Source organism: Gordonia sp. McavH-238-E, from assembly GCF_022348225.1.
GTDB classification, from domain to species: Bacteria; Actinomycetota; Actinomycetes; order Mycobacteriales; family Mycobacteriaceae; genus Gordonia; species Gordonia terrae.
The window spans coordinates 49003-61418 of record NZ_JAKRFE010000020.1 but is presented as its reverse complement, the minus strand read 5'-3'; the positions used below and the strand labels follow the sequence as shown (position 1 = coordinate 61418).

Annotated in this window: 12 protein-coding genes; 1 reads left to right on the top strand and 11 read right to left on the bottom strand. The window is 68.9% G+C overall.

The annotated features are described in order from the left end of the window. Together panC and MHN80_RS22945 are read right to left on the bottom strand one after the other, a co-directional pair. The gene (panC, locus tag MHN80_RS22950; RefSeq protein WP_248643502.1) at window positions 1-948 is read right to left on the bottom strand and encodes a pantoate--beta-alanine ligase; all 948 of its coding nucleotides are present in this window, start codon (window positions 946-948) and stop codon (window positions 1-3) included. A gap of 23 nt (window positions 949-971) precedes the next feature. Continuing rightward, on the bottom strand, window positions 972-2030 hold the full coding sequence (locus MHN80_RS22945) for a Rossmann-like and DUF2520 domain-containing protein (protein WP_239403790.1): 1059 nt from the start codon (window positions 2028-2030) through the stop codon (window positions 972-974). Window positions 2031-2317: 287 nt separating this feature from the next. Between MHN80_RS22945 and MHN80_RS22940 the strand changes: the two genes are divergently transcribed. Further along, entirely contained in the window at window positions 2318-3676 is a 1359-nt protein-coding gene (locus MHN80_RS22940; protein WP_239403789.1) for a serine/threonine-protein kinase, read from the top strand. A 36-nt stretch (window positions 3677-3712) separates the two neighbouring features. Here MHN80_RS22940 and MHN80_RS22935 read toward each other — a convergent pair whose 3' ends face one another. The 9 genes from MHN80_RS22935 to hpt all read right to left on the bottom strand — a co-directional run bounded on the left by MHN80_RS22935 (window position 3713) and on the right by hpt (window position 12109). Then, entirely contained in the window at window positions 3713-4495 is a 783-nt protein-coding gene (locus MHN80_RS22935) for a hypothetical protein (protein ID WP_239403788.1), read from the bottom strand. Between the two features lie 106 nt (window positions 4496-4601). Then, on the bottom strand, window positions 4602-5957 hold the full coding sequence (locus tag MHN80_RS22930) for a DUF6779 domain-containing protein (protein ID WP_239403787.1): 1356 nt from the start codon (window positions 5955-5957) through the stop codon (window positions 4602-4604). Window positions 5958-6072: 115 nt separating this feature from the next. Next, on the bottom strand, window positions 6073-6588 hold the full coding sequence (locus MHN80_RS22925) for a DUF3180 domain-containing protein (protein ID WP_239403786.1): 516 nt from the start codon (window positions 6586-6588) through the stop codon (window positions 6073-6075). Continuing rightward, window positions 6585-7103, bottom strand: coding sequence for a 2-amino-4-hydroxy-6-hydroxymethyldihydropteridine diphosphokinase (gene folK, locus MHN80_RS22920; RefSeq protein ID WP_239403785.1), 519 nt, complete (start codon window positions 7101-7103; stop codon window positions 6585-6587). The genes MHN80_RS22925 and folK overlap by 4 nt, the downstream gene beginning before the upstream one ends. After that, the gene (gene folB, locus MHN80_RS22915; RefSeq protein WP_239403784.1) at window positions 7100-7471 is read right to left on the bottom strand and encodes a dihydroneopterin aldolase; all 372 of its coding nucleotides are present in this window, start codon (window positions 7469-7471) and stop codon (window positions 7100-7102) included. The genes folK and folB overlap by 4 nt, the downstream gene beginning before the upstream one ends. Then, complete coding sequence (gene folP, locus MHN80_RS22910) at window positions 7464-8318, bottom strand: dihydropteroate synthase (protein ID WP_239403802.1); 855 nt, start codon at window positions 8316-8318, stop codon at window positions 7464-7466. Before folP ends, folB begins: the two co-directional genes overlap by 8 nt. Before the next feature lie 50 nt (window positions 8319-8368). Further along, window positions 8369-8980, bottom strand: a complete 612-nt coding sequence (gene folE, locus MHN80_RS22905; RefSeq protein ID WP_004020808.1) for a GTP cyclohydrolase I FolE — start codon at window positions 8978-8980, stop codon at window positions 8369-8371. Between the two features lie 9 nt (window positions 8981-8989). Continuing rightward, a complete protein-coding gene (gene ftsH, locus MHN80_RS22900; protein WP_004020807.1) occupies window positions 8990-11383 on the bottom strand; it encodes an ATP-dependent zinc metalloprotease FtsH in 2394 nt (797 codons plus the stop codon). A gap of 162 nt (window positions 11384-11545) precedes the next feature. Continuing rightward, entirely contained in the window at window positions 11546-12109 is a 564-nt protein-coding gene (gene hpt, locus MHN80_RS22895) for a hypoxanthine phosphoribosyltransferase (protein WP_004020806.1), read from the bottom strand. Window positions 12110-12416 lie beyond the last annotated feature (307 nt).

Sequence of the window (12416 nt, the reverse complement as noted above, 5' to 3'; positions counted from 1 at the left end):
TCATCGTCCCTCTGTCGTGGTTGCGGTGGCGTTGGTCCAGGCGATTTCTTCTTCGAGCGCGGCGAGTCCGCCGATGCTCACGCCCACGTTGTCGATCAGGCGCGCGTTGCCGAGCCGGGCCGCGACGAGCAGGCGTCCCGGGCCTTTCTCGGGTGGTTCCTCGAGCTGGCGTCCGAGCAGCGCCAGGTAGTCGAGCTCGATCTCCGGCACCGTGGCCAGCACCGAGTGCGCGGCGGCGAGAATGGCGTCGCGCCCACCCTCGGCCGCGTGGGCGCCGGCGACGAGCGAGGCCGACAGCGTTGTCGCCAGTTCCCGCTGCTCCGGGGTGAGGTAGCGGTTGCGCGACGACATGGCCAACCCGTCGGGTTCCCGTACGGTCGGGACCCCCACGACGTCGACGTCGAGATTCAGATCGGTCACCATCTGCTTGATGAGCACCAGCTGCTGATAGTCCTTCTCGCCGAAGAAGGCCGCATTCGGTCCGACGATGTTGAGCAGTTTGAGGACCACGGTCAGCATCCCCGCGAAGTGCGTCGGTCGCGAGATGCCGTCGAGGATCCCGCCCGCCGCACCCGGGTGCACTGTCGTCCGCGGACCGTTCGGATACATCGACGACGCGGACGGTGCGAACACCAACTCGACGCCCAGCGGCTCGAGCAGCGCGAGGTCGGCGTCGAGGGTGCGCGGATACGCGTCGAGGTCTTCGCCCGCGCCGAACTGCAGCGGATTGACGAAGATGGACACCACCACGACCGTGTTGCCCTTGGCCTTGGCGGCCTTGACGAGCTGGAGATGGCCGGCGTGCAGGGCGCCCATGGTCGGGACCAGCACGACGCGCTTGCCCGCGGCCCGTAGCGCGCGGGTGACACGGCTCAGTGACGCCGGCTCCCGATGCACGGTCATGCGACCGGCCGAGTAGGTGGGTTGTCCGTCGAGCGGGCCGCTCACGCCGCCTCCTCCGTGTGGTTCTGTCATCGGTCCTCCAGTGCGTCGATCAACGCCTGCGGCGCATCGGTGTGGTCTGCCGCGCGTCGTGCGAGTGTGCGGTACGCGTCGGCGATGCCGTGCGGTCCGGCGCCGCCGGGCACGGTGCGCAGCGCTGCCAGATGCCGGGTGACCGCGGGGGCATCGCCGCGGGCGACAGGCCCGGTCAGTGCCGAGGGGCCGAGTTCCAGCACGTTCCGCAACGACGCCGCGACCAGCGGGCCGAGGATGCGTTCGGCGAGGCGGTTGCCGTGCCCGTCGACGGTCGCGGTGTCGCGGCCGGAGTGGTCGATCGCGGCATTCAGCGCGACGACCGCGTCGGAGATCAGGGCGATCAGATGGTTGGCGCCGTGCGCCAGAGCGGCGTGATAGAGCGTGCGATCGGCCTCGGCGATCCGCACCGGGTCGCCGCCCATCTCCAGCACCAGCGACGACGCGATGGCCTCGCCCACCGCATCGGCGGCGGTGATCGCGAAGCACGCGTTGGTGAGACGAGCGGTGTCGTCCTCCGACCCCACGAACGTCATCGCGGGATGCAGCGCGATCGCCAGTGCCCCGCGTTCGGTCACCGGTTGCAGCACGGCGACCCCGTGCGCACCCGCGGTGTGCGCCACGATCGTCCCCGGCCGAAGCGAATCGGAGGACGCGATCTGCTCGACAACGGCACTCAGGGCTGCGTCAGGCACGCTGACCAGCAACAACTCGGAGCGCGCGACGACCTCGTCGAGATCGAGGACCTCGGACTCGGGGAGCCGACGCGCCGCCCGGCCGCGGGACTCGGGCGAGCGGGCCACGACGGCACCGACCACGTGCCCGGCCTTCTCCAGCGCCTCGCCCAGCGCGGTGCCGACACGACCGGCGGAGATGAGACCGACGGTGAGCCGAGCCGGTGCCGGCAGGTTCGTCATTCCCGGAAAGGGATCGGTGGGAGCAGGCCGTGCAAACGCGTCGTCCGAGACGAGGTGATCGGGATGCAGGCCATCGCCGACGGCGTCATCGCCACCGGCTCGCCGTGCGGACGGCATACCACCGCTCGGTGAGGTCACCGCTGTCCTCCAGAGTCTCGTTCCAGTCCCGCCTCTGCCGGAGTGACCGTCACGCGAGCGAACTCGGCGCGGCGGCGTCGGCACGGGTACCAGACGTTGCAGAGCAAGAGTAGGTCCGACACCGCGGCCGGTGCCAACCTCTGTGACAGGTGTCACCTCGATGCCGGGACGGGCCCGCCCCCGGAGTTGTCGACCGAACGACGGAACCCTCGATGACCTGGGCTGAAGCGGCGTAGTCTGAGGCGGCCGCCGCCGCTACCGACCCGCCTGCACACGAAGGTCTGCCCATGAGCTTGCAACCGGGCACAGAGTTCGCCGGATACACGGTCGTGCGCAAGATCGGTGCCGGTGGCATGGGCGAGGTGTACCTCGTACGTCATCCACGACTCCCCCGCCACGACGTCATCAAGCTGCTCGCCGAGCACGTCTCGAACGATCCGACCTTCCGTGCCCGGTTCACCCGTGAGGCCGACCTCGCCGCCCAGCTCGACCATCCCTGCATCGTCAGCGTCTATGACCGGGGTAAGGTTGACGGACGGCTCTGGATCTCGATGCAGTATGTGCCCGGAACGGATGCGGCCGCGCTGCTCGCCACCTCCCCCCGGGGACTTCCGTTGGCCGATGTCGCGGCCGTGGGCGACGCCATCGGCGCCGCACTCGATCACGCGCATCGGTGCGGGCTGCTCCATCGAGATGTCAAACCGGCGAACATCCTGCTGAGCGGCGAGGAGTCCGACCCACGCTCTCCGGGCTCTGCCGTGCGACGACGAATTCGCCTGGCCGACTTCGGTATCGCGCGATCGACCGACGGCGGCGCAACCTCACTCACGTCGACGGACCTGGTGATCGGGTCCTTTCCGTACTCGTCACCCGAGCAGCTCTCGGCCGGCTCCCTCGATGCCCGCAGCGACGTGTACTCCCTGTCCTGCAGCGTGTTCGAGTTGCTCACCGGCACGGTTCCGTTCACCGCACGCACACCGGCGATGATGATCCACCACCACCTCAGCACACCGCCTCCCGAGGTGTCCGCCCTCCGGCCCGACGTCCCGCGGGCAGTGGCCGCCGTGGTGCGTTCCGGGCTCGCGAAGGACCGGGCCGACCGGCCGTCATCGGCGGGAGCCTTTGCCGCGGAGCTCCGTTCGGCGATCGACACCACCACGTTCGTACCGGCGCCGGGAGCGAGGCGAGCGGCCCAGTTCACTCCGACCGTCCGCGCGCCCACCGCCGCGATTCCCGCAACCGCCGCAGTCCCACCGCGCGGCCGCGCGTCGCGAACCGGTCCACCGAGGACGCACGCGGGTGCGACCGCGTATTCGGGATTACCGGAACATACTGTGCCGCAGCATGTTCCAGAATTGTCGACCGTTCGGGCTTCACAGGACCTCCCGGTGCTGGACCCACCGCCGGTCGACACCCGCCCGGCCCGGCGCACCACCGCGGCGCTCGCCTGCGGCGTCGCGGCCGTTCCGTTGAGCGTCGTCGGCGGGCTGGGCCTGCCGATCGGGGTGGCCGGCTGGTATCTGGCCGGTCGCGGTCAGCCGAACTCGGCCCGCCGACTCGCCCGGTTGCTGTGTGCACTGGGCGTCGTCCTGAGCCTGGGGTTCATCGTATTCACCGTCGGACGAGCCGTGACGATGCAGTTCTGACCCGAACCTTCTGTCTCCGGTGGGTTTTCGTGAGTGTCAGTAGTAGCGGGCCCGGGACTGCTGCGGGTCGCGCCCCTGCCGCGACAAGGCACCGAACACCGAATCGACCACCCACAGGGTGACGATCCCCGCCACGATGTCGATCACATCGTCGAAGGGCGAACGGAATCTCGGCGAGAAGGGATCCAGCACCTGCGAGGCCGGGACGTCGAGGAGTCGTCCCGTACCGTCGACGATCGCGTCGACCGGATTCGACGCCCAGCCCTCATAGGCGTTGATCGCCAGCAGAGCGATGACCGGAACCGCCAGGACCCACCAGAATCCACGCCGACGCGCGACCGACCACGCGACGATCAGGAGGACGACGAAGGCGGGCATGTTCTCCGAACAGAAGGTGAGGATCGGGTACTCACCCGACCGCACCAGGACGGGCACCTGGCCGCCCCAGAATCCGAGCGCGCCGACCGCGCCGATCGCCACCGCGACACCCGACCGAAGCGGGCTCCGCGCCCAGATCCCCAGCACGAGAACCGTGTACAACGGCATCAGGGCGGTCAGCGACCAGATCAACAGCAGGCTCGCCTCGGGCCCGTTGGCCTGGAGATTCGCGTAGTACTCGGGGAACGGGGTGCCGTCCAGCGGGTCGAATGCGAAGAGCCACAGCACAGTCGGCCACCAGGCGAAGACCGGCAGGAACAGGGCGGCACTCACCAGCGACTGCTTGACCGCGTTCCCCCGGTCGGTGTGGCGGATCGCGACCATCGACGGACCGGACCCGGGTCCGAGACCGAACTCCCCACCAGCGAGCGTCTCGCTCATACGGGAATACTAGGGCGATCGTCCAACTCGCACGGCCGAAATCGCAGCAACGTCACGGATGTGACCCGAACGGATGACAGAAACGTTCGGGGGATTGACCGGTGGCTCAGCCGTTCCGGCGGCGTCGCCCGCCCCCGGACGTCTCGGCCTGCGAACGCAACTGGTTCAGGAGTTCCGAGACCGGCAGCCCCGCCGAGTGCGCCGATTCCGCGTCGTCGTCGGAGGCGCGTCGGCGGCGGCCGCCACCGTAGGACTCCGCGGCCCGGCCACCGGGCGGATTCTCGTGCCGGCCCGCGGCCGAGAGGAACGCGGGCGGTTCCACGTCGTCATCGGTGTCGGTGGCGTCTGGGGCCTCGGCGTCGGGTGCACCGGCGGGCGTGCCGGTTGCCCACTCATCGGTCGGGGTGTCGTCGGTGTACAACGGTTGATCCGCGGCGCCGACCTCGGCCGCCGTGTCGGCGGCCGGCGTATCGGCGGTCCGAGGTGCCGACTCCTCGGCGCCGTCACCGAGGTAGAAACCGCCGGAGAACGGGAGCGACGCGGACTCGGCGGTGCCCGTGCCGGCGGAACCGGCGGTCGGTGTGGCCGCCTCCGTGGCATCGGGAGCGTCGGTGTCGACGATCTCGGCGTCGGACACACCGGCGTCTGGCACGTCGGCGTTCGGGACATAGGTGCCGGGCGCCTCGTCACCGCCCGGCCTGTCACCGGCGCCGACCTCCTCGGGCGGGACCTCCGTCGCGATACGACCCGAGATCGGATCGTCGGTGACGATCGGGATCACCTCGGTCATCTCGTTGGGGTCGACCGGACCGGTGTGCCGCCCGTCGTCTGTGGTGGGAGCGGTGGCCGCGAAGTCGCGGGCGGCGAGCACCCCGTCGTCGGCGTAGGTCGCGCCGTAGGAGGACACGCCCCCCAGGTCGCCGGTGAAGTCACCACCGAAGGAAGCGCCGGCCCGACGTCCTGTCCCGGACTCGTCGTTCAGGCCCGAGGCCAGTTCGCGCATCTTCTCGCTGGACAACGCGACCCGCTGGTCCGGGAGCGGCTCGCCGAGGAGCATCTCCAGGCTGGAGCGCAGCGCCAGGACCTGAGCCTTCAGTTCGGACAGTTCTTCGTTGGACTCCGCGGTCACCTCTTTGCGGATGGTCGTCTCGACGTCGAGTTCGTACTGACGACGCGCCGCGATCTCGCGTTCGAGCTGCAGTTCGTAGACGAGACGAAGGTCCCGGCTCTTCGCCTCCGCACTCTCCGCCTGCCGTCGGAACTTCGTCACCAGGATCGCGCCGATGACGGCCGCCCACAGCGCCGCGATGACCGCCAGCGAGCCGGTGATCGACAATCGGTCGGTGAAGACCATGAGGATGCTGGCCACCAGGGCGAGCACGATCAACAGGCCGAGCAACCACTGAGCCGGTGACCGACTCGACCGGCGCGAGTCGGCGGCACGGCCGTTCGAGGTCGTCATGATCGTGAATTTACCCGCTGTGAGTACATTCGGACGTCAGGCGGGTGCGGAGTTTCTCAGATAGTCCGCATGTTAGGCGACACATCTGCGACCCCACCGCCGGTCGCGGCAACCGTCACGAATCGCCCACCGCAGACGGGTCGTCGGGGGTTCGGCAGCAGTACTCCAGCCACAGCGCCGCGGCGACGAGGACCACGCCGCCGACGAGTCCGACGATGGCACCCGGCCGGTCATGGTCGGCGGCGGCCAGGTCGTGTTGCCCGAGCAGGAACGCCAGCAACCCCAGCCAGACGCCGACGGCGATCGCACCGAGGATCGCAGAAGCCTTGGCCAGGGCCAGCACTCGCGCCGCCGTGAGCGGATGAAGCTGCCCCCGCGCGCGACCCACGTCTCGGGATTCGACGCGGGAGCGGACGACGAAGGCGATGACGATCTCGAGTGCCGCAAGCACATACAGCACCACACCGGCGAGCAACGGCAACGGCGGGAAATCGGAATAGTTGTACCGCACCAGGATCCACGCGACGACGGCGGTGACCGCCGCGATCGCGGCGAGATCGCGGACCCGGGTGGGACCGAGGCCGCTCTGCTCGTCGTCCTGATCCGGCCGCCGCGGCTCCGGCGCACTCACGAGTCGGCCCCGGTCAGACGGCCGACCGCGCGCACCGCATCCCGCTCGGTGGCGTCGAGCCCCGCGACGAGGTCGGCCACCGCACGGACACCCGCCGGTGTCCACAGGGTGGCGGCGGGCTCGATCTCCAGCCACGGGACGAGCACGAAAGCCCGTTGCGCCGCACGGGGATGGGGCAGCGTCAGGTCCGGGTCGTCGGCGACCACGACGCCGCCCGCGTCGGCCACGGTGATCACATCGACGTCGAGAGTTCTTGGCCCCCAGCGGATGTCCCGGGTCCGTTCGGCCGCGCGCTCGAGTTCGAAACCACGCTCGAGCCAGTGCCGGGCATCGTGCGGGCCCTCGACGACGAGCGTGATGTTGCGGAAATCGTCCTGTTCCACCCCGCCCCACGGGGGCGTCGAATAGACGGCGGACACCGCGATCAGCTCGTCGGCGAAACCCTCGACGACCGAACGCAGATATGCCATCGGGTCACCGACGTTGGACCCCGCCGAGAGGACCGCGCGGCTCATCGTGTCCCCATGCGGGAACGACGGGTCACCACCGCGACGTCGTCGAAGGTCAACGGGATCGGCGCCGACGGTTTGTGCACGGTCACCTCGCACGCGCTGATGCGCTCGTCGGTCATGATCGAGTCCGCGACCTCCGCGCCCACCGTCTCGATGAGGTTGCGCGGTTCGCCCCCGACGATGTCCGCGACCTGCTGCGCGAGCGCACCGTAGTCGACGGTGTCGGCGAGGTCGTCGGACTCCCCGGCGGCCTGCAGGTCCAGCCACAGCACGACGTCGATGAAGAAGTCCTGGCCGTCGGCCCGCTCGTGGTCGAACACACCGTGATTGCCACGGACCTTCAGGCCACGCAGTTCGATCCGGTCAGCCATTCGATTCTCCTACCGGTGATGAGGTTCGGGAACCGCCGGCGCGCCAGGCCGCGGCGACCGCAACCGCGTCGCGGCTGCCGGCGACATCGTGGACACGCACGCCCCAGGCGCCCGCGGCGGCGGCGAGCGCCGACACGGATGCGGTGGCCGCATCACGCCCGGCGGGCGGGCGGTCCGCGCCGTCGCGGCTCAGCAGCGTGCCGAGGAAACGTTTGCGAGAGGCGCCGACCAGAACCGGGAAACCCAGCCCGGTGAAGGTGGGCAGCGCGTGCAGCAGGGCCCAGTTGTGTTCGGCGGTCTTGGCGAAACCCAGACCCGGGTCGAGGATCAGGCGGTCGGCGTCCACACCGGCCGACACCGCGGCGTCGACCTGGGCGAGCAGCTCCCCGCTGACCTCGGCGACCACGTCCCGATAACCCCCGACATCGCCGCTGCGGTGGGTGAACCGGCGGTCGGGGCTGTCGCCGGCCGGACGCCAGTGCATCAGGATCCACGGCACCCCCGCATCGGCGACGACCCGCGCCATGTCGGCGTCGGCACGCCCACCCGAGACGTCGTTGACGATCGCCGCGCCCGCCTCCACCGCTGCGGCAGCCACCGGCGCACGCATCGTGTCGACCGAGACCGCCACGCCGCGAGCGGCGAGCTCGCTGATCACCGGTACGACGCGCGCCGCCTCGAGTTCGGGATCGACCCGGACCGCACCGGGGCGGGTGGACTCGCCGCCGACGTCGATGAGGTCGGCACCCTGCTCGATCAATTCGAGTCCGTGCGCGATCGCCGCATCGGCATCCAGGTACCGGCCACCGTCGGAGAACGAGTCCGCGGTGACGTTGAGGACACCCATCACGAGGGTCCGGTGCACTCCCCCGCGAACGAGGACCGGGTGCGCCGTCGTCACCGGGTGATCAGGTCGAGGGCTTCGCCGCGAGACACCGCACTGGTCTTGAAGATGCCGCGGACCGCGGACGTCGTGGTCGTCGCGCCGGGCTTGCGGATCCCCCGCATCGCCATGCACAGGTGCTCGGCCTCGATCACCACGATGACCCCGCGGGGTTCGAGCCTGCGCATCATCGCGTCGGCGATCTGACTGGTGAGACGTTCCTGGACCTGCGGGCGCTTCGCGTACAGGTCGACGAGCCGGGCCAGCTTCGACAGCCCGGTCACCCGACCGGAGGTACCGGGGATGTAGCCGACGTGAGCGACCCCGTGGAAGGACACCAGGTGGTGTTCGCAGGTCGAGTACATCGGGATGTCCTTGACCAACACCAGCTCGTCGTGGTCCTCGTCGAACGTCGTCGCGAGGACGTCGTCGGGCTCGGTGTAGAGACCGGCGAACATCTCGCGGTAGGCGTTCGCCACCCGGGTGGGCGTGCGGATGAGGCCCTCGCGGTCGGGGTCCTCGCCGACCGCGAGCAGCAATTCACGCACCGCGGCCTCGGCACGCGCCTGGTCGAACTCCGATCGAGGTCCGGCGAGTACGGCGTCCTGCCGCTCGTTGATGCTCATCCGGCCACTTTACGAACTCGGCCGCGAGTCGTCGTCATCGGCGCGGTGTCCCCACCCGTTGGTGTCGCCGTTGCGGCCCGGCCGCGGCTCGGGCTCGGGTGGCCAGCCGGGTGCCGACCAATCCCGCGGCGCACCGTAATCCGGACGCGTTCCACCGCCGTAGGACCCGCCCGATCCGCTGCGCCCCGCGCCCGGATCCGGGTACTGCGGGTTGGGGTAGTTCGGGTTCGGGTACTGGGGGTTGGGGTACTGGGGGTTCGGATACTGGGGTCCCGGATGAGCCGGCGGATACCCGTGGTCGGGGTACCGGGGTTCGGGGTTGCCGCCCTGCGCCGGCGGTGTCGGTCCGCCCGGTGTCCCCGGTTCGGGGTACATCGGCGGATAGTTCGGGACCTGACCCGGGACCTGCGGGGCACCCGGGTAGCCGGCTCCCACCGGTTCGGGGATCTTGGCCTGCTCCGGCGGCGGCCACGGCTCGCCCCGTTCGATGGCGAGCTCGCCCGGGGTCTTCACCGGCGGCTTGTCGCTGGGGGTGCGCTCGCCGAAATCGTTGAAGGTGGTGATCCGCGGACGCTTGTCGACGTCGGAGAAGATCTTCTCCAGATCCTTGCGGGTCAGCGTCTCCTTTGCGAGGAGTTCGGTGGCGAGGACGTCGAGGGTGTCCCGGTACTCGGTGAGGATGGCCCACGCCTCGGTGTGCGCGGCCTCGATGAGCCGGCGCACCTCGTCGTCGATCTCACTCGCGATCTCCGCGGAGTAGTCGGAGTGCGACCCCATGGACCGGCCCAGGAACGGGTCGCCCTGGTCCTGGCCGTAGCGCACCGCGCCCAGTCTGGAGCTCATGCCGTACTCGGTGACCATCGCACGCGCGATCTTCGTCGCCTGGTCGATGTCCGACGACGCGCCGGTCGTCGGCTCGTGGAACACCAGTTCCTCGGCGGCACGGCCGCCCATCGCCATCACGAGCCGGGCGATCATCTCCGAGCGGGTCATCAGGTCCTTGTCCTGCTCGGGAACGGCCAGCGCGTGACCGCCGGTCCGTCCGCGAGCCAGGATGGTGACCTTGTAGATCGGATCGAGATCCGGCATCGCCCACGCGGCCAGGGTGTGACCGCCCTCGTGGTACGCGACCACCTTGCGCTCGTGCTCGCTGATGATCCGGGACTTGCGGCGCGGCCCGCCGATGACCCGGTCGACCGCTTCCTCGAGCGCCTCCGCGGTGATCGTCTGCTTGTTCTCACGCGCGGTGAGCAACGCCGCCTCGTTGACGACGTTGGCCAGATCCGCGCCGGACATCCCCGGTGTTCGCTTGGCGAGACCGTCGAGATCGGCACCGGAGTCGATCGGCTTGCCCTTGGCGTGGACCTTGAGGATCGCCCGGCGACCCGCCATGTCGGGGTTGCCGACCGGGATCTGACGGTCGAAGCGGCCCGGTCGGAGGAGGGCCGGGTCGAGGATGTCGGGACGGTTGGTCGCCGCGATCAGGATGACGCCCGAGCGGTCGCCGAAGCCGTCCATCTCGACCAGGAGCTGGTTGAGGGTCTGCTCACGCTCATCGTGACCGCCACCGAGGCCCGCGCCGCGCTGGCGGCCGACCGCGTCGATCTCGTCGACGAAGATGATGCACGGACTGTTGTTCTTGGCCTGCTCGAACAGATCGCGCACACGTGACGCACCCACGCCGACGAACATCTCGACGAAGTCGGAGCCGGAGATCGTGAAGAACGGGACGCCGGCCTCACCGGCGACCGCGCGGGCCAGCAGGGTCTTGCCGGTTCCGGGCGGGCCGAAGAGCAGCACACCACGCGGGATCTTCGCGCCGAGCGCCTGGTAGCGAGCCGGGTTCTGCAGGAAGTCCTTGATCTCGTAGAGCTCTTCGACGGCCTCGTCCGCGCCGGCGACGTCGGCGAAGGTCGTCTTCGGCATGTCCTTGGTGAGCTGTTTGGCCTTCGACTTGCCGAAGCCCATGACCCCACCGCGTCCACCGCCCTGCATGCGGCTCATCACGAAGAAGAACAAGCCGAACAGCAGGATCATCGGCAGCACGAAGATCAGGATCTGCCACAGGACGGACTGCTCGTTGACGTTGGTCGTGTACGGGGTGCCGGTGCCCTGGACGGCCTCGAAGACCTGGTCGCCTGCCTGCGCCGGGTACTTGGCGCTGATCTTGTCGGCGTCGGCGTCGTTGACCTTGATCGGCGACTTGAGCTCGATCCGGAGCTGCTGCTCGCGATCGTCGATGCTGATGAACTTGGTGTTCTTGTCGTTGAGCTGCTGCAGTGCGACGGAGGTGTCGACGCCGCGGTACTCCCGACCGGAGTCGCTCATCACGCTCCAGCCCCAGAGGGCGAGCAGGATGAGCGCCAGGATGGCGAGGTTGCGGAAGACTGTCTTACGGTTCATGCCAGTTGGTGGGGGTCGAGCGGGCTCGCGGGTTCAGTCCCGGTGCCGACGCCGTTCCCATGTCCTTCCCGTCGACGTACACATTGAGGCTACCGGTCAACGATCACGCTGGTGAAACCGTTCCCTCGCAGGTCGGGCGCGTGAGTCACGCGGGAAGTCGCGTCAGTGCGTGTACACCGACGGCTTCAGGCGACCGATGTAGGGCAGGTCGCGGTACCGCTCGGCGTAGTCGAGGCCGTACCCGACGACGAACTCGTTGGGGATGTCGAAACCGACGTCGGCGACCCTGATCGTGGAGCGCACGGCGTCGGGCTTGCGCAGCAGGGCGCACACCTCGAGGCTGCGCGGCGAACGCGTGGCGAGGTTCTTCATCAGCCAGGACAGCGTCAGGCCCGAGTCGATGATGTCCTCGACGATCAGCACGTCACGTCCCTCGATGTCGCGGTCGAGGTCCTTGAGGATGCGGACCACACCCGACGACGACGTCGACGACCCGTAGCTCGACACCGCCATGAACTCCATCTGCGATGGGATCGGGAGCGACCGCGCGAAGTCGGTCATGAACATGATCGCGCCTTTGAGGACACCGATCAGGACCAGATCCTCGTCGATGTCGGCGTAGCGCGACGCCACGGACTGGGCGAGTTCGGCGGTGCGCTGCTTGATCTCTTCTTCGGTGATCAGGACAGCGTCGATGTCAGCGGCGTACGGATCGGCAAACTGCACGGTTCCAGCTTGTCATGTTTTCCCGACGCCGCGACGAACGGGTACCTCGGCGGGGCCGGCAGCCGTCGATCAGAGAAATGACGAAAGGCGACCTGCGGTTTTTCCAAGAATCACCTGCTCACACCATTCATCTCCTTTCACACCGACATTTCGCGAAATTGCTATGCGGATAACAGTCACATAACAACTCATCACACGGGCACCATTCCGCGGGGATGCGTTTCGATGTGGATCAAGCGTCTGACATTCTCGAAAGCAGAGAGCTGAGCACCAGACCTCTGAATCCCCTCCCTTCTCACGCCCTGTC

Excerpts from the sequence above, each read along its gene's own strand:
- MHN80_RS22940 (WP_239403789.1), top strand. The coding sequence starts at position 2,318 with ATGAGCTTGCAACCGGGCACAGAGTTCGCCGGATACACGGTCGTGCGC.
- MHN80_RS22935 (WP_239403788.1), bottom strand. The coding sequence starts at position 4,495 with ATGAGCGAGACGCTCGCTGGTGGGGAGTTCGGTCTCGGACCCGGGTCC.
- MHN80_RS22930 (WP_239403787.1), bottom strand. The coding sequence starts at position 5,957 with ATGACGACCTCGAACGGCCGTGCCGCCGACTCGCGCCGGTCGAGTCGG.
- folK (WP_239403785.1), bottom strand. The coding sequence starts at position 7,103 with ATGAGCCGCGCGGTCCTCTCGGCGGGGTCCAACGTCGGTGACCCGATG.
- folB (WP_239403784.1), bottom strand. The coding sequence starts at position 7,471 with ATGGCTGACCGGATCGAACTGCGTGGCCTGAAGGTCCGTGGCAATCAC.
- folP (WP_239403802.1), bottom strand. The coding sequence starts at position 8,318 with ATGGGTGTCCTCAACGTCACCGCGGACTCGTTCTCCGACGGTGGCCGG.
- folE (WP_004020808.1), bottom strand. The coding sequence starts at position 8,980 with ATGAGCATCAACGAGCGGCAGGACGCCGTACTCGCCGGACCTCGATCG.
- ftsH (WP_004020807.1), bottom strand. The coding sequence starts at position 11,383 with ATGAACCGTAAGACAGTCTTCCGCAACCTCGCCATCCTGGCGCTCATC.